The 19,018-nt window shown below is 62.7% G+C and carries 17 protein-coding genes and 3 pseudogenes; 2 read left to right on the forward strand and 18 right to left on the reverse strand.

The features are described 5' to 3' along the window. Positions 1-26: 26 nt before the first annotated feature. The 18 genes and pseudogenes from HV773_RS33775 to HV773_RS33860 form a co-directional block, all read right to left on the reverse strand. Entirely contained in the window at positions 27-746 is a 720-nt protein-coding gene (locus HV773_RS33775; RefSeq protein WP_175198180.1) for an IS6 family transposase, read from the reverse strand. A 176-nt stretch (positions 747-922) separates the two neighbouring features. Continuing rightward, positions 923-1,843: a LysR family transcriptional regulator gene (locus HV773_RS33780; protein ID WP_175198181.1), complete on the reverse strand. Its 921-nt coding sequence runs from the start codon at positions 1,841-1,843 to the stop codon at positions 923-925. 150 nt (positions 1,844-1,993) lie between these two features. Beyond that, complete coding sequence (locus HV773_RS33785; protein ID WP_175198182.1) at positions 1,994-3,250, reverse strand: MFS transporter; 1,257 nt, start codon at positions 3,248-3,250, stop codon at positions 1,994-1,996. Positions 3,251-3,379: 129 nt separating this feature from the next. Continuing rightward, positions 3,380-5,014: a GMC family oxidoreductase gene (locus HV773_RS37615; RefSeq protein ID WP_175198200.1), complete on the reverse strand. Its 1,635-nt coding sequence runs from the start codon at positions 5,012-5,014 to the stop codon at positions 3,380-3,382. Positions 5,015-5,056: 42 nt separating this feature from the next. Further along, positions 5,057-6,532 (reverse strand): annotated as a pseudogene (locus tag HV773_RS37620) (aldehyde dehydrogenase family protein); the annotation flags it as partial. Between the two features lie 377 nt (positions 6,533-6,909). Then, positions 6,910-7,668 carry an SDR family NAD(P)-dependent oxidoreductase gene (locus HV773_RS33800; RefSeq protein WP_175198183.1) on the reverse strand — a complete coding sequence of 253 codons (759 nt, stop codon included), beginning with the start codon at positions 7,666-7,668 and terminating at the stop codon, positions 6,910-6,912. Between the two features lie 2 nt (positions 7,669-7,670). Continuing rightward, positions 7,671-7,856, reverse strand: coding sequence for an acyl-CoA dehydrogenase family protein (locus HV773_RS37625; RefSeq protein ID WP_175198184.1), 186 nt, complete (start codon positions 7,854-7,856; stop codon positions 7,671-7,673). Then, a pseudogene (locus HV773_RS33810) lies at positions 7,856-8,326 on the reverse strand (acyl-CoA dehydrogenase family protein); the annotation flags it as partial. The pseudogene HV773_RS33810 and the gene HV773_RS37625, both read right to left, overlap by 1 nt. Before the next feature lie 22 nt (positions 8,327-8,348). Continuing rightward, a complete protein-coding gene (locus HV773_RS33815) occupies positions 8,349-9,113 on the reverse strand; it encodes an SDR family oxidoreductase (protein ID WP_175198185.1) in 765 nt (254 codons plus the stop codon). Positions 9,114-9,228: 115 nt separating this feature from the next. Continuing rightward, a pseudogene (locus HV773_RS33820) lies at positions 9,229-10,266 on the reverse strand (phosphotransferase family protein). 119 nt (positions 10,267-10,385) lie between these two features. After that, positions 10,386-11,837 (reverse strand): NAD(P)(+) transhydrogenase (Re/Si-specific) subunit beta, encoded by a 1,452-nt coding sequence (locus HV773_RS33825; protein WP_175198201.1) that lies wholly within the window; start codon positions 11,835-11,837, stop codon positions 10,386-10,388. 14 nt (positions 11,838-11,851) lie between these two features. Continuing rightward, the gene (locus tag HV773_RS33830; protein ID WP_175198186.1) at positions 11,852-12,184 is read right to left on the reverse strand and encodes an NAD(P) transhydrogenase subunit alpha part 2; all 333 of its coding nucleotides are present in this window, start codon (positions 12,182-12,184) and stop codon (positions 11,852-11,854) included. Between the two features lie 12 nt (positions 12,185-12,196). Beyond that, positions 12,197-13,342 (reverse strand): Re/Si-specific NAD(P)(+) transhydrogenase subunit alpha, encoded by a 1,146-nt coding sequence (locus HV773_RS33835; RefSeq protein ID WP_175198187.1) that lies wholly within the window; start codon positions 13,340-13,342, stop codon positions 12,197-12,199. 68 nt (positions 13,343-13,410) lie between these two features. After that, positions 13,411-14,529: a porin gene (locus tag HV773_RS33840; RefSeq protein ID WP_175198188.1), complete on the reverse strand. Its 1,119-nt coding sequence runs from the start codon at positions 14,527-14,529 to the stop codon at positions 13,411-13,413. A 119-nt stretch (positions 14,530-14,648) separates the two neighbouring features. Beyond that, positions 14,649-15,443, reverse strand: a complete 795-nt coding sequence (locus tag HV773_RS33845) for a TauD/TfdA dioxygenase family protein (protein ID WP_175198189.1) — start codon at positions 15,441-15,443, stop codon at positions 14,649-14,651. A gap of 48 nt (positions 15,444-15,491) precedes the next feature. Beyond that, a complete protein-coding gene (locus HV773_RS33850) occupies positions 15,492-16,463 on the reverse strand; it encodes a quinone oxidoreductase family protein (protein ID WP_175198190.1) in 972 nt (323 codons plus the stop codon). Between the two features lie 38 nt (positions 16,464-16,501). Then, positions 16,502-16,867, reverse strand: a complete 366-nt coding sequence (locus tag HV773_RS33855; RefSeq protein ID WP_175198191.1) for a hypothetical protein — start codon at positions 16,865-16,867, stop codon at positions 16,502-16,504. Continuing rightward, a complete protein-coding gene (locus HV773_RS33860) occupies positions 16,857-17,318 on the reverse strand; it encodes a hypothetical protein (protein ID WP_175198192.1) in 462 nt (153 codons plus the stop codon). The genes HV773_RS33855 and HV773_RS33860 overlap by 11 nt, the downstream gene beginning before the upstream one ends. Before the next feature lie 241 nt (positions 17,319-17,559). Between HV773_RS33860 and HV773_RS33865 the strand changes: the two genes are divergently transcribed. Together HV773_RS33865 and HV773_RS33870 are read left to right on the forward strand one after the other, a co-directional pair. After that, entirely contained in the window at positions 17,560-17,853 is a 294-nt protein-coding gene (locus tag HV773_RS33865) for a UxaA family hydrolase (protein WP_175198193.1), read from the forward strand. A 7-nt stretch (positions 17,854-17,860) separates the two neighbouring features. Continuing rightward, on the forward strand, positions 17,861-19,012 hold the full coding sequence (locus HV773_RS33870; RefSeq protein WP_175198194.1) for a UxaA family hydrolase: 1,152 nt from the start codon (positions 17,861-17,863) through the stop codon (positions 19,010-19,012). The last annotated feature ends 6 nt before the right edge of the window (positions 19,013-19,018 follow it).

The raw sequence follows: 19,018 nt of genomic DNA on the forward strand, positions 1-19,018 counted from the left end.
CGAAAAACGGCGTGCTCACCATTGCATCATCTTGCTGAAAGAACGACCTTCCAAACAGCGGGCGCAGTGGTATCTTTGAGGCGCAATTGTGCGAGGTTGAACTGACCTTTGCGAATGCGATGCATCAGCTCGACGCCCGATATCGTAATGGCCGCATTCCTGAAGCGTTTGAAGCCGAGCATTGGATTGATCCTGGACTTGATGTTGCGATGATCCTGCTCGATCAAATTGTTCAAATACTTCGACGATCGCAACGTCGCGTCCGCGGGCAGAAACTGCTGCGCCTTCATTTCGCGCACCGCGCGGTGAGACGCAGCGTAGCCGTCCAGCGTGGTGGTCTTCGGAGCGAGCCCTTGACTCCTGATCGCTTTCGCCAGGAAAGCCTTGGCCGCAGCGACATCGCGCCTGGCGCTGAGCCGGAAGTCGACTGTTTTTCCCGCGCGATCAACTGCACGGTAAAGATAGACCCATTTGCCTCGGACCTTCACATACGTCTCGTCAACTCTCCATGAACGACCAGCGGATCTCGCAAACCGGTCCCAGCGCTTGACGAACTCGGGCGTGAAGCGTTTGACCCAGCGCATGATCGTAGTGTGCGCCAACGACAGCCCGCGCTCGGCCATTATTTCAACGAGGTCTCGAAGGCTGAGCTTGTAACGCAGATACCAACGTACACACAGGACGATGACTTCGCGGTCAAAGTGGCGGCCGTTGAATAGCCTGTCGATGTCTACCAGCGTACTCATAGCCTGCTCGCGCTCGTCAAAACCCGAGCTTAACCTACCAGCGGCTCCGATTTGCATCGGAGCCGTATTTGTGACGTTGCGCGGCGAACCTTACCTGTTGTGGCGCGCCGTCGATCAGCACGGTGCCGCGTGCCCGTATGCGTATGCGTATGCGAGCCAGAAGCGGTGGACACAGATCAGAGCATCGCGTCGTACTGGTGGATCTGCGCCACGAGTCGTTGCAGCAGCCGGTTCGCCGCCGGCGAAAGCTGGCGGCCGACGCGCGTAATCAGGTGAGCCTCGGGACTTTGCAGCATCCGGTTCTCGACCGGGATTGCCGTCAAATGTCCGGCATCCAGTTCGGGAGCGACCGCGATCCGAGTGAGGAACGTGAAGCCGAGATTGTTGACGATGAACAGCTTGAGCATTGCGGCTGAGTTTGTCGTCAGCGCGGGCGTCAGCTTGACGCGGTCGAGCAGCATAGCGGCTTCGATCAGCCGCCGCGTGCCATGCTCCGGATGCATCAGTGCCAGCGAATAGGGAAGCAAGTCGCGCAGCGTGACCGACCGTAACTTGCCGACGAGCGGGAAATCCGTCGAAACGATCGCGTGCATCGGTTGACGCGATTCCGCGCGACTGACGACCTTCGGGTCGGACGATGGGTTGAAGGCGAGCCCAATGTCGGCCTCGTCCTCGGCCACGCGGCGTACCACTTCGTTGGTGCTGCACAGGTCTACCGTGAGCGATATTTCCGGGTAGTTTTCGCAGAACTGCCGAATCGGACCCCCGACCATGGTCGACGCGAAGCCCTCGCCCATGACGACAGTGACCTTGCCGCGGCGCAGTCCGCGCAATTCCTGGATCTTGGAGACGAGATCGGCCTGGTGGGCGCGCTGCTGGGAGAAATACTCGAGCAGCAGCGTGCCCGCCTCCGTCGGTTTGACGCCGCGCTTGTTGCGCTCGATCAGTGACGTGGCGAGTTCCTCCTCGAGCAGCGCGATCTGCCGGCTCACGGCCGAGGGCGCGATGTTCAGGAAGTCGGCCGCCGCGCGCACCGTACCGCAGCGCACCGCTTCGTGCAGATAGGTGATACGGCTCTCGTTGTAGGGGGGTGGCATGCGGTCTTCCCGGACGTGACGCGTGGCCGCCTATTTTGGCATGCTCGCTGGCCTGCCTGTCTCCACGACCCGCCGCGTGCGGCGCATGATTAACGGCACGCCATGTCGAGGGCGAGCGGCCCTCCGATCGGGCCGCCTGTGTTTGCCTCGTCAGGCGCGGTTGAGGGACGACGCGACCGGCCCGGCCATCTGATCGGCGCAGCGGTAGCGCCCGAACGTCAGCGTCAGTCCACAGGCCGCCAGCAGCAGGACCGGCATCAGCCTGAGCGGCCCGTCATAGCTGACGAAGTGATCGAACCAGGTGCCAGTCGTCAGCGGGCCGATGACTGCGCCGAGCCCGTAGCCGGAGTAGGCAAGCCCGTAAAGCGTGCCGAAGGAGCGCAAGCCGAAATACGAGCGCACGAGGTAGGAGATCAGGTCGCCTTCCGCACCGATCGTGACGCCCACCAGCGCGGCGGCCAGCAGCAGTCCCTCGAGGTCGTGCGCGAAACGCAGCAGCCAGAGGCCGGCCGCGCCCGCGACAAAGAAGACGATGGTTACCACGGAGGCATGGACACGATCGAGCAGCACGCCGGTCAGGAGACGCCCGGCCAGCAGGCCGACGCCAAGCATCGAGGCGCCGCGCGCCGCGTCGATGGCATCGAACCCGCGATCGGCGAACATGGCCGGCAATTGTGGGACCAACGCGAGCGTGCATGACGAGCCGATCAGGAAGACAAACCAGATTGCCCAGAAACGGTAGCTGCGCAGGGCTTCTGCCAGCGGAACGCCATCGATGGCTGGTCGCGAAGTCGCGTTGCCGCGGGCCGGTGCATTGCCGCGCTCCCGGATCATCGCGCAGGCGACCAGCGTCAGCGGAATCGAAGCGCCCCCGAGGACGACATATGCAGTACGCCAGCCCGACGTGCTAATGAGATATTGGACAAACTGAGGCACGACCATCGTGCCGAGCCCGAGACCACACATGGCGAGTGCGAGCGCCGTCCCGAGCCTCCGGTCGAACCACTGGGGCAGCACGACGAGGTAGCCGACGACCGAGACCGAGGCGCCGAAAATCCCAACCAGCGCGGATAGTCCCACCCACATCACGGTGCTGCCATTCTGCTGTGACATGCAGGCGAGAGCCACGCCATAGCCGACGCCGAGCACGGTAAGCACGCGCCGGATGCCGAAGCGGTCCATCAGGATGCCGACGAGCGGGCCACCCACTGTCAGGCCGAGTATCGAGGCGGAATAAGACATCGACGCGACCGAACGCCCCCATCCGAACTCCGTGGCCACCTCGCGGATGAACAGGCCGGCCGCCGCGTGGTAGGAAGTCAGTCCGGCAAACATGCCCAGCGCCGCGCCAAAGACGAGCGCGATGTACGTCCACCGGCCCACTGGCCGGCTGTTCTGCAGATTCATGTTGTCTCCTCGCCGCGCAGGCCGCCACCTATCATGGTGGCTGTCCTGTGCACTTGTTCGTAGGTGCAGACAGGCCGGCAGGAGCGCGGCGGCAGCCGCCACGTCCGAACCGGGATGCGGATTTTCGGTTCACGGCCTCCCTGGCGGATGCGCGGACAAGACCAGGTCGGCAGCCTTCTCGCCAATCATGATCGACGCGGCATTGGTATTCGGGGAGCACATCGTCGGCATAACTGAAGAATCTGCCACGCGCAGGCCGCGCACTCCCCTCACGTTCAGTTCCGGGTCGACGACCGCCATCGCGTCGACGCCCATCTTGCAGGTGCCGATCGGATGCCAGCTCGTTTGCCCCGATTTCCGGATGTACTGCAGCAATCCTTCGTCATCCCGCACGTCGATGCCTGGCCGTGTCTCGCGCTCGACGAACGCCGCCATGCCCGGCTGCCGCACGATCGTGCGCGACATGCGGAGGGCGTCGAGCATGGCCTGCCGGTCCATCTCGCAGCTCAGGTAGCGCGGCTCGATGACAGGGTCGTCGAGCGGGTCCGTACTGCGCACATGGAGGTGGCCGCGCGATTCGGGGCGGAGCTGGAAGAAGCCGACGTTGAACCCGGGGAACGCATCGAGCCCGAAGCCTTTGCCGGCGTATCGGTCAGAGCCGCTGATATGGCCAATCTGGATTTTGACGTTCGGCCGGGCATGCTGTGGTCCCGAGCGCGCGAGTGCATGTGCGGTGACGGCGGGCGTGGCCATGATGCCGCGCCGCGTGACCAGGTAGCGGGCGCCCATCAACGCCTGGCGCAGCGGGCTGTACATGACCTCGTTGAGCGTGATTTCGCGTGTGCACTCGAACGTGAGGCGCGACTGGACGTGATCGATCAGGTTCTCGCCGACGCCGGGCAGATGCTGCCGCACCGGGATGCCGAGGGCCTGCAGGCGGCCGGTGTCGCCGATGCCCGACAGCTCCAGCAACTGCGGCGACTTGATCGGCCCCGCGCTGACGATCACTTCCCGCGCCGCCATCGCCCGGCGCGTCTGTCCGCCTTGCAGATAGTCCACGCCGGTCACGCGGTCGCCGTCGAACAGCAGTCGCGTGGCGAGGGCTTCCGTGACGAGGTGCAGGTTGGGCTGGCGCCGCCCGCGCAGGTAGCCCACCGCCGTGCTGCAACGGCGGCCGCCGCCGGTCGAAAGCTGCAGGTAGCTCACGCCTTCGTAGGCCGCGCCGTTGTAGTCGGCGGTGGTCGGAATGCCGGCGCTCTCGCACGCTGCGATGAAGGCGTTGCTGAGCGGGTTCGGATACTGGTCGGCCAGCGATGAGACGTGAATGGGGCCGCTGCGGCCGCGGTAGGCGCCGTCGCCGATGGCGGCCGTTTCCAGGCGACGGAAGTATGGCAGCAGCGACCCGTAGTCCCAACCGCGGTTGCCGAGTTCGGCCCAGTGGTCGAACTCGGCCGGCTCGCCGCGCACGTAGATCATGCCGTTGACCGAACTCGATCCGCCGGGCATGCGGCCGCGCGGCCAGTAGACCGTCTGGTCGGCGAGCCCGCGCTGCGGCTCGGTGTTGAACTTCCACACATACCGGTCATCCTGCAACAGCTTGGCCACACCGATGGGCACCTGCACCCAGAAGTCGCGGTCGCGCGGGGCGCCCGCCTCGAGCAGCAGCACGGAGCCCGCGTTGCGCTCGGCGAGCCTTGTGGCGAGCGTGGCGCCCGACGAGCCGGCGCCAATCACCACGTAGTCGAAAGTTTCAGCGTGTTCCATCTTCGCTATCGCCTCGCTGCGCGTCAGGCACGTCCGACCGTGGGTCTGAACCCAGATGCTCTTGGTCTGCGTGTACTCGTAGAGCGCCTCGATGCCGCTGGTGCGGCCGTAGCCGCTGTTCTTGTAGCCGCCGAACGGCGAGCTGACGTGGACCGAGCGGTAGCCGTTGATCCAGAAGGTGCCGGCATCGACCTGACTCGCCACGCGGTGGGCGCGGGCCACATCGGTCGTCCACACCGCGCCGGCGAGGCCGAATTCGCTGTCGTTGGCGATGGTGATGGCTTCCTCCTCGCTATCGAACGGGATGGCGGTGATGACCGGTCCGAAGATCTCCGTGCGCGCGACCTGCATGGTGTTGGAGACGCCGGTGAACAGCGTCGGCGCGACGAAATAGCCGCCGGCGTCGAAGCTGGCCGAACCGGCGGCGAGCTGCGCGCCCTCCCCGATGCCGATGGCAATCATTCGCTTGATGTGCTCGTACTGGTTGCGGTTGGTGATCGGGCCGATCTCGGTTGACGGCTCGAGGGGGTGCCCCACACGAAGCCCGCGTGCACCCGCGGCCACCTTCTCGACCAGTTGGTCGTACACGCCGCGCTGCACCAGCAGGCGCGAGCCTGCCGTACAACTCTGGCCGCTGCCCGAATACACCGCCGCCTGCGCGCCCAGCGCGGCGGTGTCGAGGCCGGCGTCGTCAAAGACGATGTTGGCCGACTTTCCGCCCAGTTCGAGAATGCAGGGGATAAGGTGCTCCGCGGCGGCTTCCGCAATTCTGGCGCCAGTGGCCGGCGAGCCGATGAACACCACTTTCCTGACGATTGGGTCGGCGATGGCGGCCTGTGCCGTAGTGTGGCCGTAGCCGGCCAAGACGTTGACGAGGCCGACCGGCAGGCCGGCCTGCTCCGCGAGCGCGGCGACCGCGAGTGACGTGAACGGCGTCAATTCCGACGGCTTGAGCAGCGCGGCGTTGCCCGTCGCGACGGTGGGCGCGACCTGCCAGCCGAACGAGAGGATCGGGATATTCCACGGCGTGACGTGGAGGATCGTGCCGAACGGCTCGCGGCGCGTGTAGTTGAGGTGCGTGGTGGGGACGGGGATGACGTTGCCGTAGAACTTGTCCGCCCAGCCGGCGTAGAACTCGAACATCTCGGCGATCATCTCGGCCTCTCGGCGGCTGTCGCGGATCGGCTTGCCGGTCGAGATCGATTCGAGGCGGGCGAGTGCCTCGCCGTTGGCGCGGATCTTCGCCGCCACCGCGAACAAGGTGCGCCCGCGCGCGGCGTGCGTCATGCCCCACCAGATCTTCTGCGCCTCTTGCGCGGCAACACAGGCGAGCGCGACCACGTCGGCTCCGGCGTCGCGATAGGTGATGCTCTCTTCGCCAGTCGCAGGGTCGAACAACTGGATATCGTCGCCGCTGCCCGGAATCAGCGTGCCGCCCACATACGAGCCGATTTCCGTGGCGCCCGGAAAGAACTCGGCAAAAGCCGCCACCAGGAATCCTGCTTTCGATTGTTCCATCGTGAATGCTCCGGTCAGTTGTGTTCGTCCGGGACAGTATGTTTCGAGGGCAAGCCGCGTTCAATGACACGCGATGCGCAATCGTGTTCTGAAAAAGAGAACACGCGCGAAAACGCCCTGTCGGGTTCTGTTGCAATAGCGCAGACTGGTACGCTGGGTGACCGAACAGAATGATGTGAACGACAACGAAAGCGCTGGGTCGTGCGCTAGCCAAAGTGCCAAAGCGGTTGCACTATTTGCTGGAGACAAGAGGCGTTCCGCCGCTGCAAGCGCCCGGTGGGCAAGCGCTAGCGTGTCGACGAAATCTATATGAAGGTTGGCGACCGCGCTTCCGTCTGGATGCGCAGACACCGATCTGGGTTGAGAACGTCGTGATCTCAGACGTTGCGAATATCGTCCACCACAGTGCTACCAAAATCAGGCCTCGCCAGGTAGTCGACGATCTGCCGGGCAACGTTGTCACTGGAAATCAGCATGCCGCTGTCCTTGCGGTCACGAAAGCGTTGCATATGATGAGACTTCGCATTGCGCAGAGTCGCGTGCATGCCCGTGTCAACGGCACCCGGCGCCAGTGCCACGGCGCGCACGGCCCGCTCGGCGGGAGCCTGTGCGTACTCGGAACTCACCGACCGCATGAACATGTCCAATCCTGCCTTGCCAACGCTATAAGCGCTGAGATTGGGGAACGGGTTACGTCCAGAGCCCGACGAAATGGCGAGAACCTTCCGTAGGCATGCGAAGCGCTCCGTTGCCGCGATGAAGGCCGCAGTCATCGTCATCGGCGTGATGAGGTTCGTCAGGAGGTGGGGTAGCAGCGTCGATTCCTCCAGCACGGTGACGGGACCAATGGGTTCAACGATCCCGGCATTCAGGATCAGGGTTGCACTTGCCAGCGGCGCGTCCATGTCGTCGAGCACGCCACGCAACCAACCTGCGGCTGCATCGCTTTGCGAGAGATCTTGTTGATGCCAGGATACTGTCATGCCGCTGGACGCCGCCGACTCCTCCAGATCGGCATTGCGGCTGCGCGAAACACACACCAGTCGGTTTCCCGGCTGAAGGAGTTCGCGCGTCATTGCGGCACCAATGCCGCGAGATGTACCTGTGATGATGATCAGATGCGGCTTTTCTTTCATGATCAGGACTCTGTTTGCCGATAGCGCGCGAGTTCCACTCGGGCGATCGCGTTGCGACGCACTTCGTCGGGCCCGTCCGCGAGCCGCAGCGTGCGCTGATTTGCCCACGCGCAGGCAAGCGAGAAATCGTCCGAAACCCCGGACGCTCCGTGCACCTGAATGTCCCAGTCGATGACCTTCAGTGCCATATGCTGCACGCAATATTGGTCGCGTCTGACGAAGCGACGGCTGGCTCCGTCATCCGAAAGGCAGAACGGATCTCGCCACGCAGGAGCGGTTCAAGTCACTTGTCCTTCTGCGCCTCGCTTGCATAACGCTCGAGCGTTTCCATATTGCCCGTGTCGGGCGCGGAACAGTTGAACACTTCAGGTGACCATGGCACGCGCCCCATGATTTCGCACATCGGCGCATACTCGAGATTGGACAGGCTCTCCGCAGCACGCGGCGAGCGCGGCAGAAACAGATTCCACAAACCCGCTTTCCGTGCGAGCGGCTTTGACTCTTCAATGGCACGCGTCGGCACCCAGGGGTTGCCCGCTTGCCGGTTCGTCCGGATCTCCTCCAGATAGCGGGATTCGCTCGGGTAAATGTATTCATCAAAGAACGCCAGCAGTCGCTCCTGCATCTGTCTCACGTTCGGTGCGCAGTCAAATTGCATGATGTCTCCGTCGTTGCCGGCCTTAGATCGTCAATCCACCGTCGACGACGATGCATTCACCGTTCGTATAACTCGATGCCTCGGACACGAGGTAAAGCACGGTACCCGCCATTTCACCCGGCTCGGCGTGCCGACGCAGAGGAATGCGCCCCATCCAGTCGTCGTAAATCGATTGGGTTTCGAATAGTGCGCCCGCAAATTTCGTTCTGGTCAAACCAGGCAGCAACGCGTTCACGCGTATGCCGAACGGACCGCACTCCTTGGCGAATGCCCTGGTCATGTTGACGACCGCCGCCTTGCTGATCGAATAGATCCCCTGCATGTCACCCGGCTGCAATGCGTTGATCGACGCCGTGTTGACAATCGCACCGCCGCCCTGCTGCCGCATCATCCGCCCTGCCTCCACCGACATGAAGAAGTAGCCGCGAATATTGACCTCGACAGTTTTTTCGAATGCCAAGAGATCCGTGTCCAGAATGTGACCGAAATACGGGTTCGCGGCCGCATTGTTGACCAGAATATCCAGCCGCTTGTGAGCGCCGCGAATGTGTTCGAAGACATGCGCAATATCCTCCATCCTGCCGATATGGCACGCCAGCGCCTCTGCACTTCCGCCCGCCTCGCGAATCCGCGCGCAAACGGCCTGACAGTCCTCGAGCTTGCGGCTTGTGACAATGACATGCGCGCCCTGCTGGGCAAGCAGGCGGGCGATTTCTTCACCGATTCCCCTGCTGGCGCCCGTGACGAGCGCGACCTTTCCGGTCAGATCAAAGAGATTTGTGCTCATTTGGACGCGTACTCCCTAAATGAATTTTGTATGCTGGCTCGATACGAACCGTCGACCCGATCGACTTCTTTCCGCCGGCACCCATGCGTGAACGGTGCATCGTCAAGCGGCGCGATCATCCTTGTTGCTCGAGAACCTCTACCGCCATGCTTGCCAGTGTGTCCGCCATGGCCCCAACCTCGTGTGCATTCGCATGCGATGCGTTGCCGTCCATCGCGCGCTTCTTGACCCCCTGCACGATCGCGGCCAGGCGGAAGAAACTCATCGCCAGATAGAACGACCAGCCGTCAATTGCCGGGATGCCGCGCAACTCGCAATACGTGGCCACGATCTCCTTTTCGTCGGGCAACCCTGACTCAGCCCTGTTCGCGCCTTGCAGTCCCATGATCGGACCGTTTGCGGGCAAGCGAAGGCACATGCAGAAGTAGGCCAGATCGGCAAGCGGATGACCCAGCGTCGAAAGCTCCCAGTCGAGTAGTGCCTTGCTCCGGCATTCATGTGGATCGAAGATGAGATTGTCGATACGAAAATCGCCGTGAACGAGCGATGGGGTAACCTCCTGCGCGGGGCAATGGGCTGGCAGCCATTTGATCAGCATCTCCATCGCTTCGATGCGCTCGGTCCCGGCGGTCCGATAGTGCCGGGTCTAGAGACCAATCTGCCGCTCGAAGTAATTGCCTGCGCGACCAAAGTCCGACAGGCCCGCCGCTTCGACATCCCCATCGTGGAGCGTGGCCATCGCGCGCACGACAGGGTCGTAATACGAACGGCGTTCATCGCGCGCAATTTCCGTTAGCGCGGGGTTCCAGAAAATGCGCCCCTCCTCGAAGCTCATCACGTAGAACATCGCGCCGATCACAGCCCATTCTTCGCACAGGTGCCAGGCGCGGGCTACGGGCACACTGGTGCTGGCCAACTCATCCAGTACCCGGAACTCACGGTCCACCGCGTGAGCCGATTTCAGCAGCGGTCCCGACGGCTGACGGCGCAATACATAGTTCCCATTGACCGCCTTGAGCAGGAAAGTTGGGTTGGATTGACCACCCGCGAACTTGTGCGCCGACACAGGCCCGTTGAAGCCTCGAATCGAGCGTTCGAGATATGGCGTGAGTGCGCCAATATCCATACGAGTCGCATCCATAGTCGTCGTCATTCAGTTCTCCCTGAGCCTGTCGTTGCGTGTATGGTGGGTCGCGCCAGCGACCGGCGCGAGAGGCAAACCCCACTGGAAGGTCGCCTCATGGCTTCGTACTCGCGGCGCTGCCGGCACGTTCACGCGGCCGCCTTCACCATCTCCTCGATCACCTTCTTCGCATCGCCGAACACCATCATGGTCTTGTCCATGTAGAAGAGCTCGTTATCGAGACCGGCGTAGCCCGCCGACATCGACCGCTTGTTGACGATCACCGTGCGTGCCTTGTACGCCTCGATAATCGGCATGCCCGCGATCGGCGACTTCGGATCGTTCTTCGCAGCCGGGTTCACCACGTCGTTCGCGCCGAGCACCAGCACCACATCGACCTGGCCGAATTCGCCGTTGATATCCTCCATTTCATGGACGATCTCGTATGGCACCTCGGCTTCCGCGAGCAGCACGTTCATGTGACCGGGCATGCGGCCAGCAACAGGGTGAATCGCGTACTTCACATTGATGCCCTTGTCGACCAGCTTGTCGGTCAGTTCCTTCAACGCATGTTGAGCACGCGCGACGGCCAGTCCGTAGCCCGGCACGATCACGACGGTTTCGGCGTTGCCGAGCATGAACGACGCGTCCTCCGCCGAGCCCGATTTCACCGGCTTCTGTTCGGCCGCGCCACCCGCGGACGCCGCGCCCGGTTCGGAGCCGAAACCGCCGAGAATCACGTTGAAGAACGAGCGGTTCATCGCCTTGCACATGATGTACGAGAGGATCGCCCCGGAAGAGCCGACCAGCGAACCGGCGATGATCAGCATGGCGTTGTTCAGCGAGAAGCCGATGCCCGCCGCCGCCCAGCCCGAGTACGAGTTCAGCATCGAGACCACCACAGGCATGTCCGCGCCGCCGATCGGAATGATGATCAGCACGCCCAGCGTGAACGCAATCGCCGTCATGATGATGAACGGCAACCACGACTGCGTGACGAAGAAGACCACGCCGAAGCCGATCATCGCGAGCGCGAGCAGCAGGTTGATCAGATGCTGGCCCGCATAGACCACGGGCGCGCCCTGGAACAGCCGGAACTTGTACTTGCCCGAGAGCTTGCCGAAGGCGATCACCGAACCGCTGAACGTGATCGCACCAACGAACGTGCCGATGAACAGTTCGATCCGGTTGCCATAGGGGATGAAGCCCCGCACACCCTCTTCGAGCCCCAGGCCAAACGCAGCCGGTTCCGACACCACCGCATACGCGATACACACGGCGGCCATACCGATCAGCGAGTGCATCGCCGCGACCAGTTCCGGCATCTTCGTCATTTCGACGCGCGCCGCGACGAATGCACCGACCGCACCGCCAACGATCAGCGCGGCGAACACGAGCGCCAACCCGAGCGGGAGGTTCGAGCCAAGCAACTCAGCCTGCTTCGCAATCAGCGCGACGGTCGTCAGAATGGCAATCGCCATGCCGGCCATGCCGAATGCGTTACCGGCCCGCGCGCTCCTCGGATTCGACAGTCCCTTCAACGCCTGGATGAAGCAGACGGAGGCGATCAGATAAAGGAGCGTAACAACGTTCGTGCTCACGAGGTTCAGGCTCATCATGCTGCCTCCTTTGCCTTGCCAGAACCGGCGACCTTTCTCGGTTCCTTCTTCTTGAACATTTCGAGCATCCGCCGAGTGACGAGGAATCCGCCGAACACGTTCACCGCCGCGAGCGCCACGGCAACGGCCCCGAAGAACTTGCCCGTGCCGCCAACAGTCAGGCCCGCCGCGAGCATCGCCCCGACGATGACGATTGCCGAAATCGCGTTGGTCACGGCCATCAGCGGGGTATGCAGTGCCGGCGTCACATTCCAGACCACGTGGTAGCCCACGTAGATCGCCAGCACGAAAATGATCAGGTTGATCACGGTATGGTTGATGACTTCCATCACCCGTCTCCTCTATGGCTTGCGCGTGACTTCGCCGTCACGTGCCAGCAGCGTGGCCGCGACGATGTCGTCAGTGAGATCGATATTGAGCGTGCCGTCTTTCGCGATGATCAGCTTCAGAAAGTCGAGCAGGTTGCGTGCATAAAGCGAAGACGCGTCCGAGGGCACCATCGACGCCAGATTCGAATAGCCGACAATCTGCACGCCGTTCGCGGTGACCACGACCTCGTCCGGCTCGGTGAGCGGGCAGTTGCCGCCCCGGCGCCCGTCGAGGATGGGACCTCGCCCGGCCGCCAGGTCGACGATGACCGAACCCGGCTTCATCGCGTGCACGGTTTCGAAGGAGATCAGCGTCGGCGCAGGACGGCCCGGGATCAGCGCCGTCGTGATGACGACATCGGCCTGTTTCGCCCGCTCGTGAACGAGCGCCGCCTGGCGTTGCAGCCAGCTTTGCGGCATCGGCCGCGCATAGCCGCCGACGCCTTGCGCGGCTTCGCGCTCCTCGTCGGTTTCATAGGGGACGTTGAGGAACTTCGCGCCGAGCGACTCGATCTGTTCCTTCACCGCCGGGCGCACATCCGACGCTTCGATCACGGCGCCAAGACGCTTTGCGGTCGCGATCGCCTGCAAACCCGCGACGCCCGCGCCGAGCACCAGCACACGCGCCGCCTTCACGGTACCGGCTGCCGTCATCAGCATCGGCATGAAGCGCGGATAATGATGCGCGGCAACCAGCACGGCCTTGTAGCCCGCAATGTTGGCCTGCGAAGACAGGACATCGAGGCTTTGCGCGCGCGTCGTGCGTGGCGCGGCCTCGAGCGCGAACGCGGTCACGCCTGCCCGGGCAAGCCGTTGCGCGTTTTCGGCGTCGAACGGATCGAGCATGCCCGCCAGCACCGCGCCGCGCCTCATCAGTGGCAACTCTTCGGCGGTAGGGGACGCGACCTTCAGCACGATCTGTGCGCCGAAAGCCGATGCCGCATCGCCAATCCGCGCGCCGGCGTTCCGGTACGCTTCATCCGTGTAGTGCGCAAATTCGCCGGCGCCTGCCTCGACAATCACCTCATGACCGCGGGCAACCAGTGTCTTGACCGTTTCCGGCGTAGCCGCGACCAACGACTTGCGATCATCCGACTCTGCGGGTACTCCAATCTGCATTTGCAACCTCACATTGCGCATGTCCGCGCGATACGGTTTTCACTCTATCGAGACAGGCACGTTCCCGATCAGAAAAGATGACGGACACCAATCTCCACACCTAACTGGTTCGAGCCGGGATGCGGTGCCGCCGGGACTGCGCTGGATGCCGAGACGGAATAGATACCCTGCTGGCCGCTGTTCTTCATGTACGCGAATACGCCATAGATGGCCGTGCGCTTGCTGAGGTTGTAGTTCGCCCGCAAGGTTCCCATCGTGCCGTGCGCATCGTATCCATCGCTACCGACGTGCGCGACCTGCGCATCGAAGATCCATGCGCTGTACGGCACCGATACGCCCAGATATTCGATGTCGGTTTTGGCCGACCGCGAGTCGCCCTCGATCACCCGGTGCAGCCAACCCGCGCCCACGCGCACCGATTTGATGTCGACATGCGCGGCGAGCTGGTAGCGCCGGTCGGTATCTCCCGACTTCGTGAATGCAATGCCCGCAGCGCCGGGTACGACAGTCACAGGCGTCGCACCGGCCCCGCCACGTTGCTCGTCGTAGGTCGCAGCAACGCCCCATGCGTCGTGGTCATACTTGAGCATGGCCGAAATCGCGCGGCAGGCCAGGAAGTCATTGCCGGACTGTCCCGGGCAGTTCCCTGCCGCGCTTGCGTCGCGGCCGAACGAATAGCTCGTTCCAACAGTGAGGCCTGAAAAGGTGCCCATATACACTACGCTGTTATCGAAGCGCGCAGCGAGCAGATACGGATCGAACGAAGCAAGGCCGCCAAATCCGCCCGCCCCCATGACGTTCGACTCAGCCATTCCCCAGTTCGTCATGCTGTACTGCCGGCCAAACGTAAGTTGTCCCCATGGACCGCTCAAGCCGACGTAGGCCTGCCGGCCGAATAGCCGGCCGCCCTGCTGCAAAGCACCGTTAGCCGCCGAAAAGCCGCTTTCTAATGTGAAGATGGCTTTCATGCCGCCACCGAGATCCTCGGCGCCTTTCAGCCCCCAACGCGAAGGCATGTCGCCACCGCCGACGACCGGCATCCGCACCATAGAGCCGCCGGTTGGCGTAGCGTGTGTGAAGTATTCGACACCCGTATCCACGATGCCGTACAACGTCACCGAGCTTTGTGCGAATGCTGGAGCCGAAACCGTTGCAGCAAGGGCGAGCGCCCCAAGTACCTTTTTCATCAGATCTCCTCTTGTGCCGGGGTATGACAATTGTTCTTATTTAATTAGCAATACTATATTTATTGAACGCGCTACGGCCACCGCGAACCCACGCTGCAGACGTGCTGCAGCGTGATCCCTCAGACCGGCACTTCCCCCTCGAGCGTGATGCGGTTCAGTACGCGCTCTTCTTCGCCGTAGTCATGCACCGCATAATGCATCGTGCAACGGTTGTCCCACATGACGACGTCGCCAACCTGCCACATGTGGCGGTACACGTTGTCCGGAGCGGTCGAATGCCCATAGAGGAAGTCGAGCAGCGGCCGGCTTTCGGCAACGGTCATCCCCTCGATCTGCTTCGCCGTTTCTGGGTGGCCGACATAAAGCGCCTTGCGGTGTGTTTCGGGGTGAGTGCGCACGATCGGATGAACCGCTTCAGGGATCTTGTCGATGTTCCGCATTCGGGCCAGGCGCAAGCCCGCGAATCGAACGCGCAGGCCCTCGAGCATGCGCTGCATGGTCGGAGACAGGCGCTCGTAAGACACGTACTGGTTGCACCACATAGTGTCTCCGCCGTGCGGCACGACCACGGACGAAAGGATCGAGATCTTCGGCGGCACTGCCGTGTAGATCGAATCCGAATGCCACGCTTCCGTCGATGCCGTCTCTTTCGGAATCTTCGTGACCTGGATCAGGCCGGGGAAGCCGGGCACAGCCGGATCGAGCGGGTTGTTCTGGGCGGGGTTGCCCCAGAGCTTCGCAAATTCGACGTGCGCAGCGGGTTGCAGATGCTGTCCACGGAAGACGAGAACGCCGTAGTCGAGAAATGCGCGATGCAGAACGTCGAACGTATCGCGGCTGACCGGCTCATTCAGGTTGACGCCTTCAACCAGCCCTCCGGTCGTGCCGGTCAGCGGAGTAATCCGGATGCTCATCTATGTCTCCTGGGTATTGATGCTATTCGCAACAGTTCATCAAGTTCGTCACGCCACGGTCAGCACGATCTTGCCGACGTGCTGATCGAGCTGCATGTACGCGTGTGCCTCGCCAATTGCATCGATCGCGAAGGTGCGGTCGATCGGCAGCCGGAGGCGACCCGCTTCGAGCGCGGGCAGCAGGTCGCGCGCGCAGGCCTGGATGCATTCGAGCCGCTCCTGCTCGGTGCGCGTGCGGAACGTCACGCCGATCAGCTTCAGGCGCTTGAGCCAGAGCTTGGCCAGGTCGATCTGCGCCATCGGGGAACCGATACGCGCTATCTGAACGAATCGTCCCTGGATCGCGAGGCTGTCTATGTTCGCCTCGAATACCGGACCGCCCACGGTGTCGATGATGAGATCCACGCCGCGCTTGCCGGTAGCAGCCATTACCGCGTCGACCTGCGATTCGCGTGACGAGTCGATGCCGACGTCGACGCCGAACTGGCTCAGTTTGTCGAGCTTCGACGCGGAACGTGACGTCGCGATCACCGGCTTTGCCCCGAGTGCGGCGGCAATCTGGATCGCCGCCATCGCGACCCCACCCGACGCCCCGTTGACGAGGATCGATTCGCCCTCGCGGAGCTGGCCATTGGTCACGACCGCGTCATGCGCCGTGATGAATACATTGGGGAACGCGGCCGCGTCGATCCACGACAGGTTGTGGGGCACGGGCATCAAGGCAAGCGGGTCCGCGACCACGTACTCCGCCTGGCAGTTGCGCCCATGCCCCATCACGCGGTCGCCCTCGCGCCAGAGCGTCACGCCGGCTCCGACCTGGGCCACCTCGCCGGCAAATTCAACGCCTGCGATAATCGCGTTGCCCGAGCGCAGTTCGCCCGCCTGCTTGATCTCGCCGCGATTGAGCCCCGCGGCATGCACCCTGACCAGCACCTGTCCCGAGCCAACTTCCGGCACGGGGATATCCAGAACCTCAACCATGCCGCCCTCGGGTGTCGGTGTCACACGCACTGCTTTCACTGTTCTCTCCTCCTTGAATTGCAACTGGTGCTATGGGATCAACCGGCTTGCGTGACCTTTACGCGGATAGCCGACAATAGTGCGAGCGCACGATCCGCTGCGGCCTGCGCGCCTTGCCAGTTTCCGCGCACGAATGGTGGGCGCAGGTCTTCGATCTCCGAGAGCGCGCGAACCGTCTCGTCTGCAGCGACGCACAGTCGCCGGTATTCGTTCACGGTCAGCAAATAGCTGTGGAAGACATCGGCCGCAGGCTGCGTGACACCCATCCGGTGCAGCGTGGCGTTCAGCCAGTGCGTGCCGGCCAGCATCGCGCCTTCGATCTTCATCTCCCAGTCCTGCACGGTGCACTTCTGTAGCGATCGCTCGATGCGGGTTGCGGCGGCCATGTGCTGTTCAATGTTCATATCCGTTCCCATTCAGACGGTCGTTCAGGAGCCGCAGGCACTGCCCGAGCGCCGCGTCGCATTCCTTCACGATGGTGGCTGTCGGCACCACACCCTCGCGCACGCACGGATCCCGGTACTGCTCGATCGTCTCCATCAAGTGCATCATCGACGTCACATCCTCGGGCACCGGAGTCTCGATCACGGGCCGTCCAACATGCAGTATGTCGCCCACCGACCGGAACGCCGCGCTCAACCCGCCATCGGGTTGCGGAACGAGATAGACACCCGGCTGTGTCGGATACATGTCGTCACTCGCGGTGATGCCGCCATGATGGAGTGCCGCGTTCACCGCGTGGGTGCCGGCCGTCATGCCAGCCCAGAACCACAGTTCGAAGTCCTCTAGCGGATCCAGTCGCCCGCGCAGCGACTCCAGCCTGGCGATCTTCTCAAGGTGGGATTGCACATTCATCGAAATCTGTCCCCTCGCACGTCCGCCCCTGCAAGTGCAGCGGATGGATTGAAAGATAGACGCCGTAAATATCCAAGTCAACACTTCTATATAGGAGTTCAGGAAAATACCTATATAGGAGTTGGCCACACTCTCCTATCCTTGACTCACCGAAAGACGGATTTGCCGTGTCGATTCGCAGACCACCGGTCATCAGCAAATTCACATTGTTTTGTTTAAAGATATATATAGGAGTTGGATGATGCCTCGTGCCATCGTGCTTCACCCCTCGGACAATGTCGCGACACTGCTGGATCCCGGCAAGGAGGGAGATCTCTGCATCCTGCAGGGGGAAGGAACCGGGCAGGTCATGTTGCGGCAGGACGTGCCCTTCGGCCACAAGATCTGCATCGTGCAAACCTCAGCGGGCGACACGGTGCTCAAGTACGGACAGGTGATCGGCACAGCGCGCAAGTCGCTCGCAGTCGGCGAACACGCGCATGTCCACAACATCGATTCCACCCGCGCTCGCGGCGACCTGAACCATACGAGATAGGCAGACGATGAAAACGTTTCTTGGTTACCGCCGCGCGAATGGCGCTGTGGGTGTGCGCAACTGGGTGGCCGTCGTTTCCGTGATGGACAACTGCAACCCGGTGACGCGCACAATTGCGAACGCCGTCGAAGGTACGATTCCCGTCACCACGCTCTTCGTGCGGGGCCAGTTCGGCGCCGACCTTGACTTTGCTTACGAATCGCTTGCCGGCCTTGGCCGCAATCCGAATATCGCCGGTGTGCTGCTGGTGGGACTCGAAGACTCCTCCACCGAAGAAGTGGCCGCCCGCATCCGGAGCACCGGCAAGCCCGTCGAGACCGTTCACCTCCAGCCGCATGGCACCATTCACTGTATCGCGGAAGGCACCCGCAAGGCGATGAAGCTCGCGATCTCGGCCTCGCGCCTCAGGCGCGAGGTGTGCCCGATCTCGGAGCTGACGGTGGGAGTGGAATGCGGCGGCTCGGACACGACTTCCGGACTGAGCTGCAATCCGACCATCGGGCGGATGGCCGACCAGATCATCGCTGGGGGCGGCACCGTGATCATTTCCGAAACCTCGGAGTTCATCGGCGCGGATCATCTGTTCGCCGCCCGCGCAATTGACGACTCGGTCAGGACGGCGTTCGTCGAAGCCGTTCGCAACATGGAGGATCTCGCGCTTGCCCGGGGCGTCGATATGCGCGACTCGCAGCCCTCGCCCGACAACAAGCGCGGCGGTCTGACCACGGTCGAGGAAAAAGCGCTCGGTGCGATGGCCAAGGCTGGTTCGAGCCCGCTCGTCGGGGTGCTCCGCTATGGCCAAGCCCCGCAACGCAAGGGATTGCATTTCATGGATGCGCCGGCCGCGGCGGTCGAGAATCTCACGGGACTTGCCGCCGCCGGCTGCCAGCTCACGTTCTTCGGCACGGGGGTCGGCAACCCGATCGGCAACATGGTGGCGCCCACGGTCAAGGTGTGTGGCAATATCCAGACCTTGCAAACGATGGCCGATAACATCGACTTCGACTCGAGCGGCATCCTTGAAAAAGGCATGTCGATTTCGCAGGTTGGCGACGAGCTGTTCCAGTACGCGATCGATATCGCATCGGGTACGCGTCTCGCAAGTGAAGTGCTGGACGTCAGGGAAACAGCTATCAGCCGTTTTGAACGCAGTCTCTGAGACAAA

The organism is Paraburkholderia caffeinitolerans (assembly GCF_902859945.1).
Classification (GTDB): domain Bacteria; phylum Pseudomonadota; class Gammaproteobacteria; order Burkholderiales; family Burkholderiaceae; genus Paraburkholderia; species Paraburkholderia caffeinitolerans.

Bases quoted from the DNA above. Each gene is read 5' to 3' on its own strand.
- HV773_RS33775 (WP_175198180.1), bottom strand. From the start codon at position 746: ATGAGTACGCTGGTAGACATCGACAGGCTATTCAACGGCCGCCACTTT.
- HV773_RS33780 (WP_175198181.1), bottom strand. From the start codon at position 1,843: ATGCCACCCCCCTACAACGAGAGCCGTATCACCTATCTGCACGAAGCG.
- HV773_RS33785 (WP_175198182.1), bottom strand. From the start codon at position 3,250: ATGAATCTGCAGAACAGCCGGCCAGTGGGCCGGTGGACGTACATCGCG.
- HV773_RS37615 (WP_175198200.1), bottom strand. From the start codon at position 5,014: ATGGAACACGCTGAAACTTTCGACTACGTGGTGATTGGCGCCGGCTCG.
- HV773_RS33800 (WP_175198183.1), bottom strand. From the start codon at position 7,668: ATGAAAGAAAAGCCGCATCTGATCATCATCACAGGTACATCTCGCGGC.
- HV773_RS37625 (WP_175198184.1), bottom strand. From the start codon at position 7,856: ATGGCACTGAAGGTCATCGACTGGGACATTCAGGTGCACGGAGCGTCC.
- HV773_RS33815 (WP_175198185.1), bottom strand. From the start codon at position 9,113: ATGAGCACAAATCTCTTTGATCTGACCGGAAAGGTCGCGCTCGTCACG.
- HV773_RS33830 (WP_175198186.1), bottom strand. From the start codon at position 12,184: ATGGAAGTCATCAACCATACCGTGATCAACCTGATCATTTTCGTGCTG.
- HV773_RS33835 (WP_175198187.1), bottom strand. From the start codon at position 13,342: ATGCAGATTGGAGTACCCGCAGAGTCGGATGATCGCAAGTCGTTGGTC.
- HV773_RS33840 (WP_175198188.1), bottom strand. From the start codon at position 14,529: ATGAAAAAGGTACTTGGGGCGCTCGCCCTTGCTGCAACGGTTTCGGCT.
- HV773_RS33845 (WP_175198189.1), bottom strand. From the start codon at position 15,443: ATGAGCATCCGGATTACTCCGCTGACCGGCACGACCGGAGGGCTGGTT.
- HV773_RS33855 (WP_175198191.1), bottom strand. From the start codon at position 16,867: ATGAACATTGAACAGCACATGGCCGCCGCAACCCGCATCGAGCGATCG.
- HV773_RS33860 (WP_175198192.1), bottom strand. From the start codon at position 17,318: ATGAATGTGCAATCCCACCTTGAGAAGATCGCCAGGCTGGAGTCGCTG.
- HV773_RS33865 (WP_175198193.1), top strand. From the start codon at position 17,560: ATGCCTCGTGCCATCGTGCTTCACCCCTCGGACAATGTCGCGACACTG.
- HV773_RS33870 (WP_175198194.1), top strand. From the start codon at position 17,861: ATGAAAACGTTTCTTGGTTACCGCCGCGCGAATGGCGCTGTGGGTGTG.